Source organism: Mesorhizobium sp. P2_A8, from assembly GCF_056404935.1.
The window spans coordinates 362,487-386,391 of the sequence record NZ_JBFUDB010000007.1 but is presented as its reverse complement, the minus strand read 5'-3'; the positions used below and the strand labels follow the sequence as shown (position 1 = coordinate 386,391).

At 62.9% G+C, this 23,905-nt stretch carries 20 protein-coding genes; 9 read left to right on the top strand and 11 right to left on the bottom strand.

Annotated features, from left to right (window positions below; translation table 11 throughout):
* Window positions 1–20 precede the first annotated feature (20 nt).
* From AC1D10_RS22425 to AC1D10_RS22415, 3 genes are all read right to left on the bottom strand, one after another.
* On the bottom strand, window positions 21–1,034 hold the full coding sequence (locus AC1D10_RS22425; RefSeq protein ID WP_477275665.1) for a zinc-dependent alcohol dehydrogenase family protein: 1,014 nt from the start codon (window positions 1,032–1,034) through the stop codon (window positions 21–23).
* Window positions 1,035–1,073: 39 nt separating this feature from the next.
* Entirely contained in the window at window positions 1,074–1,844 is a 771-nt protein-coding gene (locus AC1D10_RS22420) for an L-iditol 2-dehydrogenase (protein ID WP_477275663.1), read from the bottom strand.
* Between the two features lie 238 nt (window positions 1,845–2,082).
* Window positions 2,083–3,402, bottom strand: coding sequence for an ABC transporter substrate-binding protein (locus AC1D10_RS22415; RefSeq protein WP_477275661.1), 1,320 nt, complete (start codon window positions 3,400–3,402; stop codon window positions 2,083–2,085).
* A gap of 298 nt (window positions 3,403–3,700) precedes the next feature.
* Here AC1D10_RS22415 and AC1D10_RS22410 point away from each other — a divergent pair, with 298 nt between their 5' ends.
* From AC1D10_RS22410 to aspS, 3 genes are all read left to right on the top strand, one after another.
* Window positions 3,701–4,687: a tagatose kinase gene (locus AC1D10_RS22410; RefSeq protein ID WP_477275659.1), complete on the top strand. Its 987-nt coding sequence runs from the start codon at window positions 3,701–3,703 to the stop codon at window positions 4,685–4,687.
* Complete coding sequence (locus AC1D10_RS22405; protein ID WP_477275843.1) at window positions 4,687–5,967, top strand: D-tagatose-bisphosphate aldolase, class II, non-catalytic subunit; 1,281 nt, start codon at window positions 4,687–4,689, stop codon at window positions 5,965–5,967. Before AC1D10_RS22410 ends, AC1D10_RS22405 begins: the two co-directional genes overlap by 1 nt.
* 166 nt (window positions 5,968–6,133) lie before the next feature.
* Complete coding sequence (gene aspS, locus AC1D10_RS22400) at window positions 6,134–7,924, top strand: aspartate--tRNA ligase (protein ID WP_477275841.1); 1,791 nt, start codon at window positions 6,134–6,136, stop codon at window positions 7,922–7,924.
* Between the two features lie 112 nt (window positions 7,925–8,036).
* On the opposite strand, the gene AC1D10_RS22395 is transcribed toward aspS, so the two are convergent.
* Complete coding sequence (locus AC1D10_RS22395) at window positions 8,037–9,227, bottom strand: hypothetical protein (RefSeq protein WP_477275657.1); 1,191 nt, start codon at window positions 9,225–9,227, stop codon at window positions 8,037–8,039.
* Between the two features lie 326 nt (window positions 9,228–9,553).
* Here AC1D10_RS22395 and parC point away from each other — a divergent pair, with 326 nt between their 5' ends.
* Window positions 9,554–11,806 carry a DNA topoisomerase IV subunit A gene (gene parC / locus AC1D10_RS22390; protein WP_477275655.1) on the top strand — a complete coding sequence of 751 codons (2,253 nt, stop codon included), beginning with the start codon at window positions 9,554–9,556 and terminating at the stop codon, window positions 11,804–11,806.
* A gap of 272 nt (window positions 11,807–12,078) precedes the next feature.
* A complete protein-coding gene (locus AC1D10_RS22385; protein ID WP_477275653.1) occupies window positions 12,079–13,293 on the top strand; it encodes an AI-2E family transporter in 1,215 nt (404 codons plus the stop codon).
* A gap of 18 nt (window positions 13,294–13,311) precedes the next feature.
* Here AC1D10_RS22385 and AC1D10_RS22380 read toward each other — a convergent pair whose 3' ends face one another.
* The 3 genes from AC1D10_RS22380 to AC1D10_RS22370 form a co-directional block, all read right to left on the bottom strand.
* A complete protein-coding gene (locus AC1D10_RS22380; RefSeq protein ID WP_477275651.1) occupies window positions 13,312–14,208 on the bottom strand; it encodes a DMT family transporter in 897 nt (298 codons plus the stop codon).
* A 120-nt stretch (window positions 14,209–14,328) separates the two neighbouring features.
* Window positions 14,329–15,093, bottom strand: coding sequence for an arginyltransferase (locus AC1D10_RS22375; protein WP_477275649.1), 765 nt, complete (start codon window positions 15,091–15,093; stop codon window positions 14,329–14,331).
* 140 nt (window positions 15,094–15,233) lie between these two features.
* Window positions 15,234–15,704: an RDD family protein gene (locus AC1D10_RS22370; RefSeq protein WP_477275647.1), complete on the bottom strand. Its 471-nt coding sequence runs from the start codon at window positions 15,702–15,704 to the stop codon at window positions 15,234–15,236.
* A gap of 210 nt (window positions 15,705–15,914) precedes the next feature.
* Between AC1D10_RS22370 and sthA the strand changes: the two genes are divergently transcribed.
* Window positions 15,915–17,303: a Si-specific NAD(P)(+) transhydrogenase gene (sthA, locus tag AC1D10_RS22365; RefSeq protein WP_477275645.1), complete on the top strand. Its 1,389-nt coding sequence runs from the start codon at window positions 15,915–15,917 to the stop codon at window positions 17,301–17,303.
* Window positions 17,304–17,607: 304 nt separating this feature from the next.
* Here sthA and AC1D10_RS22360 read toward each other — a convergent pair whose 3' ends face one another.
* Window positions 17,608–18,267 carry an alpha/beta hydrolase gene (locus tag AC1D10_RS22360; RefSeq protein WP_477275643.1) on the bottom strand — a complete coding sequence of 220 codons (660 nt, stop codon included), beginning with the start codon at window positions 18,265–18,267 and terminating at the stop codon, window positions 17,608–17,610.
* A 202-nt stretch (window positions 18,268–18,469) separates the two neighbouring features.
* Between AC1D10_RS22360 and AC1D10_RS22355 the strand changes: the two genes are divergently transcribed.
* Window positions 18,470–19,735 carry an OpgC family protein gene (locus AC1D10_RS22355; RefSeq protein WP_477275641.1) on the top strand — a complete coding sequence of 422 codons (1,266 nt, stop codon included), beginning with the start codon at window positions 18,470–18,472 and terminating at the stop codon, window positions 19,733–19,735.
* 14 nt (window positions 19,736–19,749) lie between these two features.
* Here AC1D10_RS22355 and AC1D10_RS22350 read toward each other — a convergent pair whose 3' ends face one another.
* Window positions 19,750–20,829 (bottom strand): LacI family DNA-binding transcriptional regulator, encoded by a 1,080-nt coding sequence (locus AC1D10_RS22350; RefSeq protein ID WP_477275639.1) that lies wholly within the window; start codon window positions 20,827–20,829, stop codon window positions 19,750–19,752.
* Window positions 20,830–21,193: 364 nt separating this feature from the next.
* Between AC1D10_RS22350 and AC1D10_RS22345 the strand changes: the two genes are divergently transcribed.
* Complete coding sequence (locus tag AC1D10_RS22345) at window positions 21,194–21,343, top strand: hypothetical protein (protein ID WP_477275637.1); 150 nt, start codon at window positions 21,194–21,196, stop codon at window positions 21,341–21,343.
* Window positions 21,344–21,358: 15 nt separating this feature from the next.
* Here the strand turns inward: AC1D10_RS22345 and AC1D10_RS22340 are convergent, their stop codons facing one another.
* Both AC1D10_RS22340 and AC1D10_RS22335 read right to left on the bottom strand, forming a co-directional pair.
* Entirely contained in the window at window positions 21,359–21,733 is a 375-nt protein-coding gene (locus AC1D10_RS22340) for a DUF423 domain-containing protein (RefSeq protein WP_477275635.1), read from the bottom strand.
* 42 nt (window positions 21,734–21,775) lie between these two features.
* On the bottom strand, window positions 21,776–23,035 hold the full coding sequence (locus AC1D10_RS22335; protein ID WP_477275633.1) for a multidrug efflux MFS transporter: 1,260 nt from the start codon (window positions 23,033–23,035) through the stop codon (window positions 21,776–21,778).
* Between the two features lie 180 nt (window positions 23,036–23,215).
* Here AC1D10_RS22335 and AC1D10_RS22330 point away from each other — a divergent pair, with 180 nt between their 5' ends.
* A complete protein-coding gene (locus AC1D10_RS22330; RefSeq protein ID WP_477275631.1) occupies window positions 23,216–23,881 on the top strand; it encodes a GntR family transcriptional regulator in 666 nt (221 codons plus the stop codon).
* Window positions 23,882–23,905 lie beyond the last annotated feature (24 nt).

Below are 23,905 nucleotides of genomic sequence, written 5' to 3'. Positions count from 1 at the left end.
CGCGGCTGTACTGTCTGAAATTACGTGTCCGAGGAAAACTGTACTTTCATGGTCGTTGGGTCGCCGCTGCCTTTGGCGAAGAACGGCAACAGTTCGGAAAGCGGCAGCTGGTGGCTGACAAGCCGCGCCATCGTGCCGTCGTCCTGGCTGAGAATGTCGAGCGCCTGCGGGATGTTGCGGTTCAATGAGTGCGATCCCGCCAATCTGATCTGCCGGCGGAAAATCTCGAACGGGGCGACAGAGATCCTGGCATCGGGCGCGCAGACCCCGAAAACCAGCGCTGTGCCGCCATCGGCGGTGAACCCGATCATGCCTTCGACCACCTTGGCGACACCGGTGGCGTCGGCGACGAAATCGAAACCGCGCGCCATGGCCGACAGCGCCTGCGATCCGGACACCAACGGCTCCAGCCCGACCGCTTCGGCGAAGGCGAGGCGCTGTTCGCTGATGTCGGCGACCGCCACGCTCTTGACCCCCTTGGCCCTGAGCGAAAGGGCAAGCAGCAGGCCGATCGGTCCGGCGCCGAAGACCAGCGCGGTGCCGGGCGTGCTGTTGCCGGCTTCGATCCCGGCGGCACCGAGACCATTGAGGACACAGGCGAGCGGCTCGGAGAGTGCCGCCGTGGCGAAGCCGAGATCGCCGATCCCATGCAGATGGTCGACGGCAACCATGCTGAACTCGGCGAAGCCGCCATTCTCGGTCACGCCATAGGCTTTCAGGCTGGCGCACAGATTGGTCAGGCCCTTCCTGCAGGCCGGGCAATGCCCGCACGGGATGTTGGGATCGACAGCGACCCGGTCGCCGGGCTTGACGGTGGTGACATCGCTGGCAACTGCCTCGACGGTGCCGGCATATTCGTGGCCGGGGACCAGCGGAAACGCGCCTTGGCCGTAGCGGCCATGCAGGACCTCGATGTCGGTATGGCAAAGTCCGGCGGCGCGGACCCGCACCAAAGCGTGCCCCGGTTTGATTGCGGGCATCTCAAGCTCCGCCATGTCGGCAACACCTGCGGCCGTAAATCGAATGGCCTTCATGTCAGTCTCCCTTGTCCCTCACGACGCGGCTCGGGCGCATCAGCTCATCCAGTTGCCGCCGTCGACATTGTAGGTCTGCGCGAGGATATAGTCGCTGTCGGCCGACGCCAGGAACACGGCGAGCCCGGCAATATCCTCGGGCTGCGCGAAGCGGCCGATCGGCACCGACCTGGCCACGGCAGCCTTCTTCTCGCCCGGTTTCAGACCTTCCCAACGGGCGAAGTGCGCGTCGACAACATCCCAGTGCTCGCCGTCGACGACGCCGGGTGCGATCGCGTTGACATTGATCCCGTGTTTGACCAGCGCAAGGGCGGCAGACTGCGTGGCCGAAATGATCGCTGCCTTGGAGGCGCAGTAAAGCGTTACCAGCGCCTCGCCGCGGCGCCCGGCCTGGCTCGCCATGTTGATGATCTTGCCGCCGCGGCCGCGCGCGATCATCACATTGGCCACCGCCTTCATCATGAACAGTGGCGCCTTGAGATTGATGGCGAACACCCGGTCATAACTCGCTTCGGTGATGTCGGTTATCGGCGCCATGTCGAAGATGGCTGCATTGTTGACCAGGATATCGATGCCGCCAAAATCGCGGTCAACCTCCGCCACGACCCTGTCGATCGCATCGAGGTCGGTGACGTCGAGCTGGATGGCGCTGGCCGCCGGACCGATTGCGGCTGCGGCCCGCGTGGCGCGCTCGATGTCGATATCGGCAATCACCACCTTGGCGCCTTCGCGCGCATAGGCTTGCGCGAAACCCAGGCCAATGCCGCGCGCCCCGCCTGTTATCAGGGCAATCTTGTTGTTCAGTTTCATTTCCAATTCCAATTCCGTGAGTTTTTGAAAGCGCTATCAGAGGGCCAGATGGCGACCGGTGCAACGTTGTGGGAGATGGTCCATCGAATCCTTGACGCTGCCTGAGAAACGCACGGACCCGCTGTGGCGGATCCGTGCATCCTCCAGGCCTGCTGCAATGGGAGGCTTTTCAGGCCCGGATCGCCAGGAGGCTGTGCTCATTCCGCCTCCTGGCTCACCTGTCTGGGCTTGAGCCCGCCTATTTGATGTAGCCTGCCTCCGTCATCGTCTTCTCCACGGCGGTCTGGGCGCCGTTGAGCACATCGTCAACCGACTGCTGACCGGTGACAGCGGCGGCTATCGCCTGGCCGACCTCGGTGCCGATGCCCTGGAATTCGGGGATGGCGACGAACTGGATGCCGGTATAGGGAACCGGGTCCTTGGTCTGCTTGGTCGGATCGGCGGATTCGATCGCCGAAAGCACCGTTGCGGCGAAGGGGGCTGCTTTCTGGTAGTCCGGGCTGGCATAGGTGGACTTGCGTGTTCCCGGAGGTGCGGCGACCCAGCCCTCGGTCTCACCGACGCGCTGGACATAGGCTTTTGAGGTCGCCCATTTCACGAACGACTTGGCGGCATCCGCCTTGGTGGAGCTCGCCGGGATGGCCAGGCTCCATGCCCAGCCCCAGGCCGAGCCGTTGGGTGTGACCGCCACCGGTGCCTTGGCGAAGGCGACCTTGTCGGCAACCTTGCTCTGCTTGGGATCATAGACGCGGCCCGCCGCCGACGTGGCGTCGATCCACATGGCGCAATGGCCCGAGGCGAACAGCGTCTGGTTTTCATTGAAGCCGTTGGAGCTGATGCCAGGAGGTCCATCCTTTTTCATCGTATCGACGTACCAGCCGATCGCCTTCTTCCACTCCGGCGAATTGAGCTGCGGCTTCCAGTCCATGTCGAACCAGCGGCCGCCGAACGTGTTCACTAGCGTGCCAAGGAAGGCCATGTTCTCGCCCCAGCCCGGCTTGCCGCGCAGGCATAGGCCATACTGTTCCTTCGACTTGTCGGTGAGCTTGTCGGCGAATTCGGTGATCTGGTCATAGGTCGGCTGCTCCGGCATCTTCAGGCCGGCGGCGTCGAACAGATCCTTGCGGTAGAGTGTGAACGAGCTCTCGGCGTAGAACGGCACGGCGTAGAGCTTGCCGTCGACGGTCAGGCCGCTGCGCACCGGCGCGATGAGATCGTCATAGTCATAGTCGTCGCCCAGATCGTCGAGCGACGTCAGCCAGCCGCTCTTACCCCAGATCGGCGTTTCATAGCCGCCGATCGTCAACACGTCGAACTGGCCGCCCTTGGTGGCGATGTCGGTGGTGACCCGCTCGCGCAGCACGTTCTCCTCCAGCACCACCCAGTTGACCTTGTTTCCCGTCGCCTTCTCCCATTCCGGCGACAGCTTCTGCATGATGATCATGTCGCCATTGTTGACCGTCGCAACTGTGATTTCCGCGGAAAGGGCGGCACTTGCCGTCAGTGCCGAAGCGGTGACCGATGCGGCGAGAATTCCAATACGCTTACCAATTGGCATTTCGTCTCCTCCTTTACGAATGCGCATGTGTAAGTGAACATGCGTATATATTTTATTGCGCTTGAAAACATCCAAGTCAAGCAGCATAGGGCTTGATATTTGGCCCTCGGCCCAGGCTCGACGGATGGCGGCTCGCATTTTCTGCATCATAAAAGCGGCGTGCGTAGCAAATAAAGTGAACATATGTGCAGTTTGTATTGACTTCGCTCTCGACGCGAATTACCTCGGCTACGGTCAGGAGCTATCGTACAACCACGATCCGCGTTCGCTCCGGCTGGGGAGAGAAGGAATTGCAGGAATGAGCCTTTCCCGCCGCAGGGAGATCGCATCCGAATCCGTGGGTCCGACCATTGCCGCCGGCGAAATCCTGGTTGAGATCATGGCGACGGACCGGGGTGCCGGTTTCCTCGAACCGCTGGCGCTGGTCGGCCCTTACCCGAGCGGAGCTCCTGCCATCTTCATCGACCAGGTCGCAAGGCTGGGCGGAGGTGCCGGGCTCATCGGCTGCGTTGGCCGCGACGATTTTGGAACGATCAATCTGGAAAGGCTCAGGCGCGACGGCGTCGACGTGTCGGCCGTGGCGGTCAGCGACCGCTACCCGACGGGAAGCGCCTTCGTTCGCTACAGGCCCGATGGCGGCCGGGACTTCGTCTACAACATCGCTGAATCCGCCGCCGGGCAAATCCGCCTGACCGCGCAAGCGCGCCAACTGGCGGACAGGGCAGCCCACCTGCATATCATGGGATCCACTCTGTCCGTAGCCGGGCTGAGGGAGATCGTCGCCTATGCCACGAAGGCGGTACGCGCTCGCGGCGGCTCGACTTCCTTCGATCCGAATGTGCGCAAGGAACTTATCGACGGTGCCGACGGCGCGCAATTTTCGGCACTGGTCGACAATGCGGATTTGCTGCTTCCCTCCGGCGAAGAGTTGCTTACGGCGGCAGGGGTTGACGACGAATGCCAGGCGGTGAAGGCGCTGATCGCCAGGGGCGTCGGCGAGATCGTGTTGAAGCGAGGGGCCGCCGGCTCGTCCCGGTTCGCCGCCGATGGCAGCAGGATCGACTGCGCCGGCTTCCTGGTGGAAGAAGTGGACCCGACCGGAGCCGGCGACTGTTTCGGCGCGACCTATCTGACCTGCCGGCGCAAGGGGATGGAGCCCGGCAAGGCGCTGTTCTACGCCAATGCCGCCGGCGCCCGCAACGTCACGCGGCGCGGACCCATGGAAGGCATCGCTGGCTTCGATGTGCTTGACGGCTTCATTGCCGGGACCGCGAGGGCGACATGATGGCCAACCCCCTTGCAGGCCTCGCCACGGCGCGCAGAAACGGATCGCCTTACGGCATCACCTCGATCTGCTCAGCCCATCCGCTGGTGATCCAGACGGCCGTAAGGCGCGCCGTCAGGGACAAGGAAGCCACGCTGCTGATCGAGGCAACCTGCAACCAGGTCAACCAGTTCGGCGGCTACACCGGGATGACCCCGGACCTGTTCATAGCCTTCGTGCTGGAGATCGCCAGCAGGGAAGGGCTCGAGGCCTCACGTATCATCTTCGGTGGCGACCATCTTGGACCGAACCCGTGGCGCTCGGAGCCGGCGGCGCAGGCGATGAGCAAGGCCGAAGCCATGGTCACCGCCTATGTCTGGGCCGGCTTCAGCAAGATCCATCTCGACGCGTCGATGGGATGCGCCGGCGAGCCGGCTGCCCTGGACGACGAGACGATCGCCGTGCGGGCCGTGCGGCTGGCCAAGGCGGCTGAAAAGGCGGCGCGCACGAGCGGTAGTGCGCTGCCTGTTTACATCATTGGCACCGAGGTTCCCGCCCCGGGCGGCGTCGATCACACGATCAGCGACCTGAAGCCCACCGAAGCGGCGGCGGCGCGCCGCACGATCGACGTGCATCGCGAAATCTTTGCCCGGGAAGGCCTGACCGAAGCGTTCGGCCGCGTCATCGCCGTCGTCGTGCAGCCCGGCGTCGAATTCGGCAGCCAGAACGTCGTCGCATACAGGCCGCAGGCGTCGAAGGCGCTGACCGGGCTCCTCGATGAAGAACCGTCGCTCGTCTACGAAGCGCATTCCACCGACTATCAGAGCCGTGCGGCGCTGACTGCACTTGTCGGCAACGGCTTTCCCATCCTCAAGGTCGGCCCGGGACTGACATTCGCCTTGCGCGAGGCGCTTTACGGGCTCGACCTGATCGCGTCCGAAATGGTCGCGGACTATCGCGACAGGTCGCTTGCCCGCACGATGGAGCGCGTGATGCTGGCAGCACCCGGCCATTGGCACAGTCACTATCACGGCAGTGAAGCTAGTCTCTATCTGCAGCGGCATTACAGCTACAGCGACCGGATCCGCTACTACTGGAGCAACCCCACTGCCGGCGTTGCTGTTGGACGTTTGCGCGAGGTGCTCAACGGCGTCGGCATTCCCGAAACGCTGATGCGACAGTTCCTGCCGATGGTGCCGGCCGGGCTCGGGCCTGCCGGGAAGCCCGAGGCTATTCTTCATGCCGCGATCGGTCAGGTGCTGGCCGACTACGAAGCGGCTTGCCGAGGGGATACCGCCTGAAGCCGTTGCGCCGTCGCTAGCCAAAGGGGCTACCGCGCCTGTCGGTCGGCACCCGGCGCCACTTGCCTTGACAAATCCGGCCTCCCATGCGCTTTTCGCGCAAATTTTCAGGCCGGGCTGTGATGCTTCGGCCCGCAACCCAGCACCCCGGACCTTACCAATGACAATGCACCGTTACCGCAGCCATACCTGTGCCCAGTTGAGGAAGAGCGACGTCGGCTCGACCGTTCGCCTGTCTGGCTGGGTGCATCGCGTGCGCGATCATGGCGGCCTGCTCTTCATCGACCTGCGCGACAATTATGGCCTGACCCAGATCGTCGCCGATCCGGATTCGCCAGCCTTCAAGGTTGCCGAGACCGTGCGGGGCGAGTGGGTCATCCGCGTTGACGGCGAGGTCAAGGCGCGCTTGCCCGAGACCACGAACGCCAACCTGCCGACCGGTGAGATCGAGATTTTCGCCCGCGAGATTGAGGTGCTGTCGGCGGCCAAGGAATTGCCGCTGCCGGTGTTCGGCGAGCCTGACTATCCCGAGGATATAAGGCTGAAATACCGCTTCCTCGACCTGCGCCGTGAGACGCTGCACAGGAACATCATCGCGCGGACGAAAATCATCGCCGAAATGCGCAGACGCATGGGCGAGGTCGGCTTCACCGAATTCTCGACACCGATCCTGACCGCCTCGTCGCCGGAAGGCGCGCGCGACTTTCTGGTGCCGTCGCGCATCCATCCCGGCACCTTCTACGCGCTGCCGCAGGCGCCGCAGCAGTACAAGCAGCTGATCATGGTGTCGGGCTTCGACCGCTATTTCCAGATCGCGCCCTGCTTCCGCGACGAGGACCCGCGCGCCGACCGGCTGCCGGGCGAATTCTACCAGCTCGACCTCGAGATGAGCTTCGTCGAGCAGGACGACGTGCTGTCGACCATGGAACCGGTCATGCGCGGGGTCTTCGAGGCCTTCGCCAACGGCAAGCCGGTGACACAGAATTTCCAGCGCATTCCCTATGACGTCGCCATGCGCAAATACGGTTCCGACAAGCCGGACCTGCGCAACCCGATCGAGATGCAGGCCGTCTCCGCTCACTTCCGCGATTCCGGCTTCAAGGTGTTCGCCAACATCCTGGCCAACGATCCGAAGGCCGAGGTGTGGGGCATTCCGGCCAAGACCGGCGGCAGCCGTGCCTTCTGCGACCGCATGAATTCCTGGGCGCAAGGCGAGGGCCAGCCCGGGCTGGGCTACATCTTCTGGCGCAAGGAAGGCGACAAGATCGAGGGCGCTGGCCCACTGGCCAAGAACATCGGCGAAGAGCGCACCGAGGCGATCCGCCAACAGCTCGGCCTTGCCGATGGCGATGCTGCGTTCTTCGTTGCCGGCGATCCGAAGAAGTTTGTCTCGTTTGCAGGTGCTGCGCGCACCCGCGCCGGCGAGGAACTGAACCTTGTCGACCGCGAGCGTTTCGAACTGTGCTGGATCGTCGACTTCCCGTTCTTCGAATGGAACGAGGAGGAGAAGAAGATCGACTTCGCCCACAACCCGTTCTCGATGCCGCAGGGCGGCATCGATGCGCTGAATGGCGAGGATCTGCTCGGCATCAAGGCGTTCCAGTACGACATGGTCTGCAACGGTTTCGAGATCGCCTCGGGCGGTATCCGCAACCATCTGCCCGAAACCATGGTCAAGGCGTTCGAGACGGTCGGCCTGGATCGCGCCACGGTCGAGGAGCGCTTTGGCGGCCTCTACCGCGCATTCCAGTATGGCGCACCGCCACATGGCGGCATGGCCGCCGGCGTCGATCGTGTCGTCATGCTGTTGGTCGGGGCGAAGAACCTGCGTGAAATCACCATGTTCCCGATGAACCAGCAGGCCTACGACCTGTTGATGAACGCGCCTTCGGAAGCAAGCCCGCAGCAGCTTCGCGAACTGGCACTGCGCATCGCGGTACCCAAGAAGGACGCCTGATCGCGCTTCGGGCGATGCATTAGAGAAGCGCCCGAACCGATTCTTTAAATTTGCTAATCCCACAAAAAAGCCCGGCATCGCTGCCGGGCTTTTTGCGTTGAGGTCGCTTCGATTAGTCTTCGTTCGCCTTGACCGCGACGCCGAGCGTCTTCGGCAGGTCGAGCGGGTTGGACATGGCGCCTGCCATGATCAGCGCGAACGGCACCGATGCCGGCGGCTCGGCCGAGATTTCGATGCTTTTCGGATCGTCGAGATACTTGCTGACCGCGGCCGTGACTTGCGCCGTCAGTTCCGGATTGTTGAGCTGCGCCATGCCGAACGGCACGATCGCCTTGGCCTGGTTGGCGATGTCCTTGCCCGACATGCCTTGCTGCTTGCCGACATAATCCAGCACCTTGTTGGTCAGCGAATCGTCGTCGAAACGGATCGAGGCGCTGTTGAACGACAGCTGCTGCAACAGGCCGAGCATGGCCATGCCTTGCGCCGAATTGTCGGCGCCTTGGGGCTGTGCCGCCATCTTCTTCTGCATGTCCTGCAGCGACTTGATGAAGTCCATCGTGTAGCCGCCAAGATCGAAGGTCATGCCGAGCGTGCCGGCATTCTCGACGGAAATGTCGTATTTCGACAGTTCCATCTTGCCGTCCGCGGGCTGCCAGGTGCCGGCCATCTCGAGATTGCCGGAGATGTTCTGGTAGCCGAGCGCGTTGATGACTTCCTTGGACTTGGGGTCGTCGACCAGCGTCAGGTCGGCGTTGAACTTTTCCGTGTTGGCGGTAAATTCCATCGCCTTGCCGTCCGCTGGCGGCGTGATCTCGACGGCAAGCCCGTCCATGGAGAAGGCGGTCTTGTCGGCAACCTTGACCGTCATGTTCGAGAGTTCGGCCGACTTGTACATCATCAGCGAGCCCAGCGGGCCGGTGGAACCGTCAGCCGGGACCGTCATGTCATGGATGACGAAAGGGCTGAGATTGAGGGTGACGCCATCCTTTGAGTGCTCGAATGCCGACGTCGACACGGTGGCGATATCATAGCCGCCGTTGGCCTCGGTGACGCCTTCGAGTTTGACATCGCCGATGGCGAGCGCTTCCTTTTCCGCCGCCGGCTTGATGGCAACGCCCTGCAGCACCATGCTGGTGTTGTCGCCGGTCACGCCGGTCCAGGAGATGTCGACGCCCTGGGCGGTAAGGGCCGCCCTCAGCCGGTCGGCGACCGCTGTGTCTTGTGCGAGAGCCGCGTTCAGCGGCAGCGTGAGCAAGAAGGTCGAAAAAGCCAGTTTCTGGAGAGTTGAGCGTTTGATTGTCATCGCAAGGTCCCTGAGAGTGTCCTGAAATTGTTTTTCAATTCTTTGCGCCATCACCATTCCGTGACGAACTGGACGGGAAAAAGGCGTATCCCGGCACAATGGTCGAAAATCGCAGTGAAAGGCAAACTCGATCCAACCCTCTTTGCGCAAACCGGTGAATTTGTCATGAAGAGCCGGTTGCTTGATATCATCGAACTTGGCCTAGTGGCCGCGTGTAACAGGCTGATGTTGGTGGACATCCCTCGGCCTGCGGTTTCATGTTGCAGAAGGGCCGGTATATCTGTCGGCCTCTTGCCGCGAATCACCCGCTCGGTTAGTCCCAGCCCATGGGAAAAAGGCTTTTGCCGCCTGAAAATGGCGGTGGCGATCATATCGAGCCGGTCGATCTGAAGAAGGCGCTGGAAGAGCGCTATCTGGCCTATGCGCTGTCGACCATCATGCACCGGGCGCTGCCCGACGTGCGCGACGGACTGAAGCCGGTCCATCGCCGCATCATGCACGCCATGCGCCTGCTGCGGCTCAACCCCGACCAGGGTTTTGCCAAATGCGCCCGCATCGTCGGCGAGGTGATGGGCAAGTTCCACCCGCATGGCGACCAGTCGATCTATGACGCGCTGGTGCGGCTGGCGCAGGATTTTTCGATGCGCTACCCCTTGGTCGACGGGCAAGGCAATTTCGGCAACATCGACGGCGATAACGCCGCTGCCATGCGCTACACCGAAGCGCGCATGACCGATGTGGCGACCGAGCTGTTGTCCGGCATCACCGAGGATGCTGTCGACTACCGGCCGACCTACAATGAAGAGGACGAGGAGCCGGTGGTCTTGCCCGGCGCCTTTCCGAACCTGCTGGCCAACGGCTCGTCCGGTATCGCGGTGGGAATGGCGACCTCGATCCCGCCCCACAACGCGGCCGAGCTTTGCGACGCGGCGCTTCACCTGATCGAGCATCGGGATGCGCCGGTGGCGAAGCTGATGGACTTTGTCCAGGGCCCGGATTTCCCGACCGGCGGCATCATCGTCGACAGCCGTGCCTCGATCCTCGAAGCCTATGAAACCGGGCGTGGCGGCTTCCGCGTCCGGTCGAAGTGGATCCAGGAGGATCAGGGCAGGGGCACCTGGAGCATCGTTGTCACGGAAATCCCTTACGGCGTGCAGAAGGCGCGGCTGATCGAGAAGATCGCCGAGCTGCTGATGGCGCGCAAGCTGCCGCTGCTCGAAGATATCCGGGACGAAAGTGCGGAAGACATCCGTGTCGTGCTGGTGCCGAAAAGCCGCTCGGTCGACCCGGGCATCCTGATGGAATCGCTGTTCAAGCTCACCGAGCTCGAAAGCCGCTTCCCGCTCAACATGAACGTTCTGTCGCGGGGCAAGGTACCCAACGTGCTGTCGCTGAAGGGCGTGCTGCAGGAATGGCTCGAGCATCGCCGCGACGTGCTTGTCCGCCGCTCGAAATATCGCCTCGGCGAGATAGAAAGACGGCTGGAGATCCTCGCAGGCTACCTGATCGCCTATCTCAACATCGACGAGGTGATCAGGATCATCCGCGAGGAGGATGAGCCGAAGCAGGTGATGATGGCCCGCTGGTCGCTCACCGACACCCAGGCCGAAGCTATCCTCAACATGCGGCTGCGCGCTTTGCGCAAGCTGGAAGAATTCGAAATCCGCAAGGAATTCGACGGCCTGAGCGCCGAGAAAAAGCAGATCGAGGCGCTGCTTGCTTCAAACGAGAAGCAATGGGCGACGATCAAGTGGGAAGTCACCAACATCCGCGACAAGTTCGGCCCGGAGACCGAGCTCGGCAAGCGCCGCACGCAGTTCGCCGATGCGCCCGAGCATGACCTGACCGACATCGCCCATGCCATGATCGAGCGCGAGCCGGTCACCGTGGTCGTCTCGGAAAAGGGCTGGCTGCGGGCGATGAAGGGGCATCTGGCCGATCTTTCGACGCTGACCTTCAAGGAGGGCGACAGCCTCAAGCTCGCCTTCCATGCCCAGACCACCGACAAGGTGCTGGTCTTCACCACCGGCGGCAAGTTCTACACCATCGGCGCCGACCGGCTGCCCGGTGGGCGCGGCCATGGCGAACCGATCCGCATCATCGTCGACATGGACAATGATCAGGACATCGTTACCGCCTTCGTTCACGATCCGAAGCGCAGGCTTTTGCTGGCCTCGCATGACGCCAATGGCTTCATCGTGCCGGAGGAGGAAGTCGTCGCCAACACCCGAAAGGGCAAGCAGGTGATGAACGTCAAGGCGCCGGACGAAGCCAAGCGTTGCATTGCCGTCACCGGCGACCATCTCGCCATCGTTGGCGAGAACCGCAAGATGCTGGTGTTCGCGCTCTCCGAGATTCCGGAAATGGGCCGCGGCAAGGGCGTACGGCTGCAGAAATACAAGGACGGCGGCCTTCTCGATCTCAAGCCGTTCACGCTGCAGAGCGGCCTCTCCTGGCAGGATTCAGCCGACCGCACCTTCACCCGGTCGCGCGAGGAACTGGCCGAATGGATCGGCGCCCGTGCCTCGGCCGGACGGATGGTGCCGAAGGGATTTCCGAGGACGGGGAAGTTCGGGTAGTTGAGCGTCTCTCCCTTCTCCCTCTGGGAGAAGGTGGCCGAGCGTAGCTCGGTCGGATGAGGGGTGTTCCAGTTGGCGCATCGTTATCCGGACCGGCGACATGACAGCCGACGCTTCGTTTCTTCCAGCACCCTCATCCGTCCCGGCGTTTGCGCCGATCCATCTTCTCCCACCGGGAGAAGGGAGGAACTTCATCACGATTTGGAATGTCGTCACGATTGCTGCACTATATCAGTGCATAAGCCGGCAGGGTGTTTGGGAGAGGCAGGCGTTTGAAGGAAGCAAAAATCCAGGAACCGGAACGCCATCAGCGCCTGTTCGGCCTGTCGACGCCGTTGCGGTCCGCTGTCATTCCGCCACTGTCGGCGGCGCGCTGGCTGCTGGTGCTGATCGTCGCCGCCAGCGTCTATTTCTTCCATGGCTTCCTGTTTCCGGTGCTGGCGGCGCTTGTCATCGCTTTCGCCAGCTGGCCGCTCTACCGGCGCCTGCTTGTTTCCGTTGGCGGCAACCGCACCATCGCCGCGACCTTTGCTATCCTGTTCATCCTCGCCTTCCTGGTGGTGCCGATCGCGCTCGCCGGCACCTACGCCATCAATGAGGTGCGCGAGTGGGTCGGCTGGGCGATAGACACCAACCGGCACGGTGCCGTCACGCCGCAATGGATCGCCACGATGCCTATCGTGGGCGAGTGGCTGAACGAGCAATGGACGACCAATTTTGGCCATCCAGGCGGCATTGGCGAACTGATCCAGCTCGTCAGCGGCGCCAACATCGGCAGCATCTATCGCGGCGTCCTTGCCGCCGGCGGCAGCGCTTTCGGCCTGCTCCTGACGCTGCTGTTCATGATGATCGCGCTATTCTTCGCCTATCGTGACGGCGAGCATTTTGCAGGCCAGGTCGACCGCCTCGGCGAACGCATCCTGCCGACCAGATGGGAGCGGATTTCGCGCGTCGTGCCGGCGACGATCTCTTCGACTGTGACCGGCATGACCGTCATCGCGATCGGCGAAGGCCTGGTGCTCGGCATTGCCTACTGGCTCGCCGGCGTGCCGTCGCCGGTGACACTCGGCGCCCTGACCGGTGTGATGGCGCTGATCCCCGGCGGCGCACCATTGTCCTTCACCCTGGTCTCGATCTACCTCGCTGCCAGCGGTTCGCCGATGGCCGGGCTGGCGCTGTTCCTCTGGGGTGCGGTAGAACTGTTCATCGTCGACAAGACATTGCGCCCGAAGCTCGTCGGTGGACCGATAAAACTGCCCTTCCTGCCGACTTTTTTCGGCCTGATCGGCGGCGTCAAGACCATGGGTTTCCTCGGCCTGTTCATCGGCCCGGTGCTGATGGCCCTGCTGGTTGCGATCTGGCGCGAGTGGCTGCGCGAGGTGGAACTGACGGACGAAATCGTCCCTGCTTCTGCGGCCGAAATCGAAGCCGGCCCGCAGATCGAGGTTCTGCCGGAACCCGGTATGGCGAAGAAAGCCAGCGCCTGATTCTGCAATCCAGCCCGGTTAGGTCGGGTGATGCACCGCAAGGTCGGGCCGGCGCTTGCGGCCGTCCTGCAACTGCCAGAGCGAATGGGCGATCAGCGTGACGATGAGGATCGCGCCGCCGAACAGGCTGTTGCGGGTCGGTGTTTCGGCAAAGATCATCCACACCCAGACCGGCGCCAGCACGGTTTCGAGCAGGTAGAACATCGCCACTTCGGGCCCTGAAATGTATTTCGGTCCGTTGGCGAGGCAGAAGAACGAGATCGGCATGATCACCGCGCCGTTGAAGATGATCCACCACGGCGCGTTGACGTGAAAACCTTCGCCGGTGACCATGAACGCCGCCAGCGCGAGCGGCAGAAGGACGCCGACCAGGGCCGTGAAGCCCATGTCCTTGCCGCTGGCGCGCGAGATGGTGATGGCCACGGCGACGAAGAAGGCCGAGCACAGCGCCATGAAGTCGCCAAACAGATGCCCGGTGCCGACCGATCCTCCAACGATGACCAGCACGCCGAAAATCATGATCAGCATCGCGGCGATCGTCACCAGCCGCGGTCTTTCCCCAAGGAATATCCAGGACAGCAACGCCGCAAACACGGTGTTGAAGGCCAGGATGAACACCAGGTTCGCGGTTGACGTATGATAGACGGCGGTGACGAAGGTCACTCCCGTCAGTCCGTAGCATATCGCCACGACAAGGCCGGGCCAGCCGGGGATGAGCTGTGGGGCATTCCGGCTCAGCGCGCGCCATATCGACCAGACAATCATGGCCGAGACGAAGGTGGTGCCGGTGCGCAGCAACATGATGGTCCATGCGCCACCGTCGGCGAGCCGGATCAGCGGAATGTCGACGGTCAGTAGCAGCCCGCCGATGGCGGTTATCCGAAGGCCCTTCTGGTGGTCGTGGTGGGAGGACATGCGGTAACTTTCGCAATGAAGTGCAGACGGCACCGGCGCAATGGCGCACTCTCCAGCCAAGCGGCTGAAAGACCAGCATCCCCTGCCTTGAAACAGTTTAAGTGTGGAGCGTGGAAAAACTCAGCGTGAAACCGCTTCGTTGGTGTAGCGCTCCCAGCCTTTCGGGCCGAGATGCTCCTGCGGCATGAAGCGCATCTTATAATTCATCTTGCGCGAGCCGTTGACCCAGTACCCCAGGTAGACATGGGGCAGGCCCATCGCCCGGGCGCGGGCGATGTGATCGAGGATCATGAACGTGCCGAGCGACCGCTCCTCGAAATCGGGATTGAAATAGGAATAGACCATCGACAGGCCATCGGCCATCTTGTCGGTGAGCGCCACCGCGATCAGTTCGCCCTGTCCCTTGCCGGTGATGAAGGTGTCGGGTCCGCGCCGCCGGTACTCGATCACCTTGGTATCGACATGGGTATCCTCGACCATCATGGCATAGTCGAGCACCGTCATGTCGGACATGCCGCCACGGCGGTGGCGGGCGTCAAGGTAGCTGCGGAACAGGGAATATTGTTCGGTCGAAGGTTCGGCATTGTGCATGTGGCCGATGAGATCGGAATTGTGCTGCAGCACCCGTTTCATATTGCGGCTGGCGACGAATTCCTGGGCCAGGATGCGTACCGAAACACAGGCGCGGCAGGTTTCGCATGCCGGCCTGTAGGCGATGTTCTGCGACCGCCGGAAGCCGCCTTGCGTCAGGAGGTCGTTCATCTCCGCCGCCTTGTCGCCGACCAGGTGCGTGAACACCTTGCGCTCGAACTGGCCGTCGAGATAGGGGCACGGCGACGGCGCGGTCAGGAAGAACTGCGGCGACTGGGTCGGGTGCTGCGTCATCGAGCCTTGGAAACACTCCTTCGAATCGCTCTACCTTTGGCGCGGATGGCGAAAAATTCAACAGGATTGTGAAGGCGTGGTTGACTCGACGCCTTCACATTTACACTCAATCGGCTGTGAATGCTCTTCAGAGCGTCGTTTCAGCGGTCCGTCCGGCTGACAACAGTGCCGAGCAAAAGGTCGTGCAGCGTGCGCTTGCGATCGGCAAACAAGGTCACAAGCAGGACCAGCGGCGACAGGATGACGTTGCCGGCCCAGAACAGCACCGAGTGGACGACGGCGGTGAGACCATCGATCGGCCTGCCGTCGAGCCGGTCAAGCCGGATGCCCATCATCTTCATGCCTGACGTGGCCTGGTCGGCACTGCCCAGCGTGTTCCAGATGTAGAGGATGGCGACGGCCGGCACCAGGACACCAAACAGCATCCAGCCAAGGCCGAGAGTCAAAAGGCCGAGGAAGAACACCAGTATGGCGAATGGAATGGTGAGCAGCGCGACGATGATATAGTCGATCACGAAGGCCAGGATGCGCTTTGTGCGCACGCCGTCATAGGCCCTGACATCGTCAAGCCTGGAGGTGATGATTTCGCCGTCGAGAACGCGCGCGTTCATGTCATTTCCCCGTTACGGGGCCCGACATAGGGTGCGGGCCGCTCAGCAATGAAATGGTGAAGGCCTGCGGCGGAATCAAGATCGTGCTTTTTTGCGGCGCGCAAAGCGCGTGCGAATGAGATGCAATCTGAATCGGTTGAATTCGCGGCGCGGATGGCATTAGCTTGCTGCGGCGCAACAAAGCGCGCAGGGGCAAAGGGACGGGGCACTATGGACTACGACATGCTGGTCATCGGCAGTGGCCCCTCTGGGCGGCGCGCCGCGGTGCAGTCGGCCAAGCTCGGCAAATCGGTGCTGGTGGTCGATCGCGGCCGGCGTCTCGGCGGCGTCTCGGTGCATACCGGCACCATTCCGTCGAAAACGCTGCGCGAAACCGTGCTCAACCTCTCCGGCTGGCGCGAGCGCGGCTTTTACGGACGCGGTTACCGGGTCAAGCAGGATATTTCGGTCCACGATCTGGTCGAGCGCCTGCACAAGACGCTCGACCACGAGGTCGAGGTGCTGCAGCACCAGTTCATGCGCAACACGGTCAAGAGCGCCCGCGCCGATGTGAAGTTTCTTGGCCCCAACAAGGTCAGCCTGACCTCCGACACCGGCGACTATAGCGAGGTCGGTTTTGCCAATGCGCTGATCGCGGTCGGCACAAGGCCACATCGGCCGGGCGACGTGCCTTTCGACAAGACCCGCGTCTTCGACAGCGACGAAATGCTGGAGCTTGACCGTTTGCCCCGCACACTGACCGTGATCGGCGCCGGCGTCATCGGGGTCGAATATGCGACGATCTTTTCCGCGCTCGACGTGCCGGTGACGCTGGTCGAGCCGCGCAACTCCATCCTCGATTTCGTCGACCGCGAGATCGTCGACGATTTCATCCACCAGATGCGCGATCGCGGCATGACGATCCGCCTGGGCAGCGCGGTGAAGGAGATCCGTTCCAAGCCTGAGGCCGCCGAGGTCGAACTGACCGATGGCCGCACCATTCGCTCCGAGGTGGTGCTCTACGCCGCCGGTCGCACCGGCAATGTCGGCAGCCTGGGCCTGGATGTCGTCGGTATCGACGCCGACTCCAGAGGGCGTATCAAGGTCGATCCGCATACCTTCCAGACCAGCGTGCTCAACATCTACGCCGCCGGCGACGTCATCGGCTTTCCAAGCCTGGCCTCGACCTCGATGGAGCAGGGCAGGGTGGCGGCCTGTCATGCATTCGGCGTGCCGCTGCCGCCATCGCCGGAAACCTTTCCCTATGGCATCTATGCGGTGCCGGAAATCTCGACGGTCGGCCAGTCCGAGGAACAGGTGCGTGAAAGTGGGGCCGCCTATGAGGTCGGCGTGGCGCGTTTCCGCGAGACCTCGCGCGGTCACATCATGGGCGTCAACACCGGCTTCCTGAAGCTGTTGTTCTCGATCGAGACGCGTCGGCTGCTCGGCGCGCATATCATTGGCGAGGGCGCCACGGAACTCATCCACATTGGCCAGGCGGTGATCAATCTCGGCGGCACCGTCGACTTCTTCGTCAACAACACCTTCAACTATCCGACGCTCGCCGAAGCCTACAAGATCGCCGGACTCGATGCCTGGAACCGGATGGGACGAGGGTAGGCAAAACAGTTCATTCGGCGGCAGGCGCCGGCGCCCGCCGCGGCAGGCATCAGCTAGAGCGCGGTATCGGCGATCCGCCAGCCCCGGAAAAACGGTGCGCGTGTGGAGACAAGTCATGCTGACAATCAGCGATCCGAACACCGGTGAGGCGCCGGGCGCCGTCCTCAATCTTATCCGCTGCTGCACTTGGCCCTGTCGCACTATCGGGCCGGTGGTCATCCGGCCCAGTTCAGAAGCGGACTTGCCTCGTTGATTGCGGGAGCGGAAGAGCGCATGGCTGCGAGATGATGGCTTCCGCCGTCAATCAGCTTTGCGCGATGGGCGCCTTCAGCCATTGCCTGACGATTGCCGCGTCGGCGCTGCCGAATTCATGACCCGATGCAACAATCCGGGCATCGAGGTCGGCGCCATGCTGGCTGAGCAATGTCACCAGAGCTGGCGCGAAGGGCGCATAGGTGAGGTCGGCAGCGCCGGCGATGATCAGCACCCGCACGCTTGACACATCCGCCGCCGGCACGTCGTCGAGCACCGGCATCGGCCGCAGCAGCGCGGCGCGTTCAACGAGGCCGGGATGCAGCAGCATCAGGCTCGAAACCAGATTGGCGCCGTTCGAATAGCCAAGGAACGTCGTGCGGGCGAGGTCGAGATTGTGGCGTCTCGCCGCGTCGCTGACGAAGCCCGCAAAAGCGTTGGTTTCGGTGTGGATGCTCTGCTGTTCGAAGCGCGTCGGCGTGATCCGCGCGAACCAGCGGAAGCCATCCTCCTGGACGATGCGGCCGCGCACGGCGATCAGCGCGGCGTGCGGCGCGATCTCTCGTGCCAGCGGCACCAATGTCGTCTCGTCGACACCCGACCCATGCAGCAGGAAGAAGCATTCTCCAGTTGAATCCGCCGGGCCGTAAAGACGGTAGTCGAAGGCAAGATCACGCCGTAGCACACCATCTTGTGAGGGCTCTTCGGTCACGGTCTCATCCTTTTGATTTCATGACGGTTCCGGTCAGTTTGCCGGCTTCAAAACGCAATATTTTCAAGCTCCGCGAAAGTTGATTGAACCGGGCGCATTAGTGTCCGTTTCTTCGCCGATACCATTCCTTCGGGAGGAATCGAAGCGGTGCGCCGGGGGTCGCATTGCCGGCATGAACAACCAGCTTTGAGGCCTTTTGTCGATGACCACCCAATTTTCGCCAGACCGCGATACGCGAGTCTCGGATCGCGATTCGCGCATCCCGGATCGCGGCACGCGTATCCCGGATCGCGCTGATCGCGTCTCGGAACGCGACACGCGCATCGATGTGCTCCGCGCTCTCGCTTTGCTGACCATCTTCGTCGACCACGTGCCGGGTACCGCCTTCGAGTATCTGACCTACAAGAATTTCGGCTTTTCGGACGCGGCGGAGGTCTTCGTGCTGATCTCCGGTGTCTCAGTCGCGCTCGCCTATGGCAAGAAATTTCAGCCCGGAAACAGGCTGCTGGCAACGTTGAAGATGTGGCGCCGCGCTGGCGTGCTCTATGCCGCCCACATCGTTACCACCATGGTGGTGATGGCGATCTTCTGCGCGGCGGCCGTGTTCGCCAGGCGGCCGGAGCTTTTGACGATGATCAACATCGAGCCGTTGATCAAGAATACACCGCAAGTGCTGGTCGGCATCGTGACGCTCGGCCACCAGCTCGGCTACAACAACATCCTGCCGGTCTATGCGGTGCTGCTCTTGCTGGCGCCGGCCTTCCTGCTCTTCGTCAGCTACCGGCCATTGCCGGCGCTGGCCGCATCCGGCGCGCTGTGGCTGATCGCGGGGATCTACCAGATCGCGCCGCCCAACTACCCCGAGCCCGGCTTCTGGTTTCTCAACCCGCTGTCGTGGCAGTTCCTGTTCAACATCGGCCTGGCCGGCACGCTGCATGTGCGTCGCGGCGGCAGCATCCCAGTCAATCGCTGGCTGGTTGGCGCGGCTTTGGCCTACACCGCCACGGCGCTGGTGTGGGTGCATAGTCCGCTCTGGGGGCAGATCTCCTGGTTGGGCCTGCCTCCCGTGCTGACCGGCTTCGACAAGACGTTCCTGGCACTGCCGAGGCTGCTGCATATTCTGGCGGTGAGCTACCTGATCGTGGCATTCCCCGCCATCTCGAACCTGTTCCGCACCGGGCGAGATCATCCGCTTGCCATATTGGGCACACGATCGCTGCCGGTTTTCATTGCCGGCACGGTGCTCGCCCTGACGGCGCAGGTGCTGAAGCAGATCAACCCGGGCGGGCTTGCCTATGACAGCCTGTTGATTGCCGCTGGCATCGCCATGCAGTTTGCGCTTGCCTACTATCTCGAATGGCTTTCGAGTCTTGGCTGGTCCGGGAAAAGCAGGCCGGCTCACAAGGCCGCACCGCCCGTCCAAGCGTCCTTCGGCATGTCGTCGATGGCAACAAGAATGGGCCGGTGAGAGCGTCAGGTGGCTCAGGCGGGCGAGGGGCCGGATGAGGCCCGCACCACGAGGTCGACCGGCAGCGATTGCCGACTGAATGTGCCGTCGTTTTCGAGGATCGCCTTGACGGCGAGGCGGCCCATCTCGGCGATCGGCTGGACGATTGTGGTCAGCGGCGGCTTGGAAACCGCTCCTTCCGGGACACCGTCGAAGCCGACGATCGAAACGTCGCCGGGTACAGTGATGTCGTGCTGCCGCAGCCAGTCCAGTGCATGCAGGGCGATCCTGTCCGACATTGCCAGGATCGCGGTCGGTGTCTTGGCGCCGGCAAAAATATGGTCGAGGCCGGCCCAGACACTCTCCTCGTCATTGACGGTTTCGTAGATCGGCACCTTCGAGACGTCGATGTCGACGCGGTCGAGTTCCGCGAAGTAGCCACGCAGGCGGTCGCGTGTCCCGGAGTAGAGCGCCATCTCCACTTGCGCCTGCGCGGTCGGGCCGAAGCCGTCGTCCGCACAGGGCAGGGCAAGCACGGCAAAGCGACGATGCCCAAGTTCGGTCAGATGTCGCGCCGCCATTCCGGCGCCGGCGATGTTGTCGACGCCGATCGCCGCGACCGCCTCGTCGTCGTCTGAATCGAGATCGAGCGCCACAAAGGGCAGCTTGCGTTCACGCGCCAGTTCGACCAGCCTTGAACCGCCGTCGACACAGAAGACGATGAAGCCATCGACCAGCGCGCTCTGGATGTTCCAGGCGAGCTGTTCGTTGTTGGCGGCGGAGACCAGCGAGATTCCCGCACCGGTCGCGTCACAGGCCTGCGAGATGCTGGCCATCATCACCCGGGCGAAAGGATCGTCGAAGAAATAGGACAATGGTTCCGCGGTCGCGACACCGATGGCGTTGACCTTGCCGGCGCGCAGCAGTCGGCCTTTTGGGTCGGGTCCGCCGTATCCCATTGCCTCGGCTGCCGCCTTGACCCGTTCGCGGACCTCCTCGCGCACGATCTCCGGGCGGGCGAACACGTTGGACGCAGTGCCGTGCGACACGCCGGCCGCTTTGGCAATGTCTGCCAGTCGGACCGGTCTTGTCTTTCCAGAGGTGAATGGCGCCATCTTCGTCTCCTGAATTCATTTCCATCTAACACTTTCGTTGGATCGGTTCAAATTTTGCCTTGATCGAAGGCCCGACAAGGTGTACATTTGAATCGATCCAAGGAACTGAATGGCTCCTACGGTTGGATCGATTCAATTCATAGAAAGGGAGATGTGTCATGCATCCCGTCAACTATCTCTTCCAGGACATCTATCGCAACGATTGGAGCATCAGCTCGAATGCCGCGACCGCGAAGCGCCGTGGCAGAGCCGGCCCATGGGTTCGCGAGCTACGGTCTTTTGTGAGGCGGAAGCGGAGCTGATCGGGGTCGTCTTTTCGCGACCGCCGATTGGATCGATTCAAGCACTGAAAGGAATACATGCTATGCATCCCGTGAGCTATCTGTTCGAAGACATCTACCGCAACTACTGGGGCATCGCGCCGGCTTCCGAGCAACCGGAGAGGCGTCGGTTGGTGCGTCTGCGGCGACACAATCGCGAAGTGCTCAATCAGCCCGAGCGCCGACAGGATTGATCGGATCCGGTCTGATCAGGAACGCATGCGCACCAGTGCCGAGCCAGCGATCACCAGCCAGCCGGCGATGAGCAAGGTGCCGCCGATCGGCGCCGACAGCGGGAACAGCCGCGAGCCGAGGAAATCGCGGGACAGCAGGTCACCGCAGAACAACAAAAGCCCGACCAGCAGGATCAGGCTGCCGATGCGCAGGATCCGGTTCGCGTCAAGCAAACCGGCTGCGAGGAAAACCGGCGCATGCATGAGCAGGAAGGATGCGGCGGTGCCGACGAAGGCGCCGCCCAGATGCGCCGCCGCGGCCGACAGCGCCACGCCGGCGGCACCACAGACGCCGCCGGCCAGGACGAGGACACGGCCGCTGTTGCCGGAAGATTGCTCGGCCGTGCTCATATCTGGGGCTCCATGACGTTCAAGGCATAAGACCCAATTCGGTCAGGTCTTGCCGGCATTGGCGAGCATGTCCTGCTCGCGGCGCGACTGCGCCAGCCAGTTATACACCGCACCGCCGGCCATCAAGATGGATGTGCCCAGAAACACCGAGCGCATGCCGAAATGGCCACCGGCAAAGCCGCCTAGCAAGGGACCGGCGACCTGTCCGACATATTGGGCGGAGATCGAGAGCCCGAGCACATTGCCGCCGACGCCGTCGGGCACATTGTGACGGATGACGCTGGTGATGCAGGGCAGGAGCCCGCCCAGCGCCAGGCCCATCAGGAAGCGCAGCCCGATGAGTTGCCAGCTCTGCGTGACGAAGGCCTGCGGGATCAGCAGCAGCGCCGAGACGGCAAGCGCGCCGATGATGACGTTCCAATGGCCGATGCGGTCGGCGAGCTTGCCGAGGCGCGAGGCCGACAGGATGGCGCCAAGCGCCGCCGCCGACATGACGACACCTGATATCAGCGTGACGCGGCTCTGGTCTTCGATGAGTTGCTGCACATAGACGGTGATGATCGGCTCGATCGACATGGTGGCGAAGCTCAACAGCATGCCGGTCGCCAGCATGGCGACAACAGGCCGTTTGTCGGGAATTTGTGCCCAGCCGCCTTTCGGCTTCTGCTTCGATGCGGCGTCTGTCGTTTTCGGCCGGGGATTCTCCTTGATCAGAAACGTGGTCGCCAGGAACGCCAGGAAGATGACGCCGCCGGACAGCAGGAAGGTGGCGCGGATGCCGATCAGCGGCGGCAGGGCGCCGCCAACCAGCGGACCGACCAGTGCGCCGCCTGTGATGCCGGCCGACAGCAGGCCCAGCGCCCAGCCGGAGCGCTCCTTTGGCGTCTGCATGGCGACCAGGATGGTCGAGCCCGAGGAATAGCCACCGGCAAAGCCGATCAGCAGCCGCAGCAGCACCAGCTGCCACACGGTCTGCACCATGCCGGTCAGCGACATGCATATGGCCATGCCGAAGCTGGCGCGAACCAACATCACCTTGCGACCGTAGCGGTCGCCCAGACGTCCCCACAGTGGTGCGACCAGTGCCGCCGCGAAGAAGGTCGCGCCATAGGCGATCCCCGACCATTGCACGATCGCCGCGTGGCCTTGGGCGCCGAGCTGCTCGATATAGAGCGGCAGGAACGGCAAGAGCAGTGTCATGGCGACAAGCGTCGAGAACGACCCGGCAAAGCACACGAACAGATTGCGCCGCCAGTGGATGTTGTAGGTGCTGTCGGTGGCCGGGGGCGTGTTCTGCGGCATGTCATTGTCCTGTCCAAGCAACGCCGCGTCAGGAGGTTGCTGCGGATACCGTTTTGGGATACCAAGTTGGTATCCGTCATGGACGCAAGCGTGGGCGCTGTCAATGCGACCCTCGAACGTGATCGGAAGATGCCGTCAGCAAGCCGTTCGCCGGCAACGGCCACAGAAACGGAAACGACAATGTCGCAGATGCAGAGCGTCGAAAAACAGCTTCGGCAGATGATCCTCGGCCTCGAGATCGGCCCCGGCGAGAAACTGACCGAGCGCTGGATCGAAAGCCGCTTCGGCGCGTCGCGAACCCCGGTCAGGGCCGCGCTGCTGCGGCTCGAGACCGAGGGCCTGGTCGGCAGGGACGGCCGTGGCTGGACGGTGTCACCGATCAACCTTGCCGAGCTCGAGCACATCGCCGTCTACAGGGAGGCGGTCGAGCTTGCAGCGCTTCGCCTGACATGCATCCTGGCGGACCGGAGCGCCGTCGATGTCATCCAGGCCATGCTCGACTCCTGCGACACCGACACGCCGCGCGAGGAATGGCATCGTGTCGGCATGGATTTCCACATCGAACTGGCACGCCTGTCTGGCAACGAGTTCCTCTTTCGTGCGGTCCGCGATGCCATGACGCGCCTGTCTCGGGCCCGCTGGCTGGAGGTTCGCGACGAGGCGGCGCTTGCTCGTGCCTGGGCCGAACATGGCGCCATTCTGGCGGCGACCCGCCTTGGCGATGCCGATGAAGCCACGCGCCTGCTTTCGGCCCACATCGTCGGCAGCCGCGACCGGCTGGTGACGTCGCTCGCCAACGACCGGCGTGGCCTTCGCGCCAGGGGCTTTGCGGTCGTCGCCGCTTAGTTCGCTGCAAAGGGCAGGGCAATC

Coding starts and splice junctions, on each gene's coding strand:
- aspS (WP_477275841.1), top strand. CDS start 6,134: ATGCACCGTTACCGCAGCCATACCTGTGCCCAGTTGAGGAAGAGCGAC.
- AC1D10_RS22335 (WP_477275633.1), bottom strand. CDS start 23,035: ATGCCGCAGAACACGCCCCCGGCCACCGACAGCACCTACAACATCCAC.
- AC1D10_RS22330 (WP_477275631.1), top strand. CDS start 23,216: ATGTCGCAGATGCAGAGCGTCGAAAAACAGCTTCGGCAGATGATCCTC.
- AC1D10_RS22415 (WP_477275661.1), bottom strand. CDS start 3,402: ATGCCAATTGGTAAGCGTATTGGAATTCTCGCCGCATCGGTCACCGCT.
- AC1D10_RS22355 (WP_477275641.1), top strand. CDS start 18,470: ATGACCACCCAATTTTCGCCAGACCGCGATACGCGAGTCTCGGATCGC.
- AC1D10_RS22350 (WP_477275639.1), bottom strand. CDS start 20,829: ATGGCGCCATTCACCTCTGGAAAGACAAGACCGGTCCGACTGGCAGAC.
- AC1D10_RS22375 (WP_477275649.1), bottom strand. CDS start 15,093: ATGACGCAGCACCCGACCCAGTCGCCGCAGTTCTTCCTGACCGCGCCG.
- AC1D10_RS22425 (WP_477275665.1), bottom strand. CDS start 1,034: ATGAAGGCCATTCGATTTACGGCCGCAGGTGTTGCCGACATGGCGGAG.
- AC1D10_RS22405 (WP_477275843.1), top strand. CDS start 4,687: ATGGCCAACCCCCTTGCAGGCCTCGCCACGGCGCGCAGAAACGGATCG.
- AC1D10_RS22370 (WP_477275647.1), bottom strand. CDS start 15,704: ATGAACGCGCGCGTTCTCGACGGCGAAATCATCACCTCCAGGCTTGAC.
- AC1D10_RS22420 (WP_477275663.1), bottom strand. CDS start 1,844: ATGAAACTGAACAACAAGATTGCCCTGATAACAGGCGGGGCGCGCGGC.
- AC1D10_RS22410 (WP_477275659.1), top strand. CDS start 3,701: ATGAGCCTTTCCCGCCGCAGGGAGATCGCATCCGAATCCGTGGGTCCG.
- AC1D10_RS22380 (WP_477275651.1), bottom strand. CDS start 14,208: ATGTCCTCCCACCACGACCACCAGAAGGGCCTTCGGATAACCGCCATC.
- AC1D10_RS22345 (WP_477275637.1), top strand. CDS start 21,194: ATGCATCCCGTGAGCTATCTGTTCGAAGACATCTACCGCAACTACTGG.
- sthA (WP_477275645.1), top strand. CDS start 15,915: ATGGACTACGACATGCTGGTCATCGGCAGTGGCCCCTCTGGGCGGCGC.
- AC1D10_RS22395 (WP_477275657.1), bottom strand. CDS start 9,227: ATGACAATCAAACGCTCAACTCTCCAGAAACTGGCTTTTTCGACCTTC.
- AC1D10_RS22340 (WP_477275635.1), bottom strand. CDS start 21,733: ATGAGCACGGCCGAGCAATCTTCCGGCAACAGCGGCCGTGTCCTCGTC.
- parC (WP_477275655.1), top strand. CDS start 9,554: ATGGGAAAAAGGCTTTTGCCGCCTGAAAATGGCGGTGGCGATCATATC.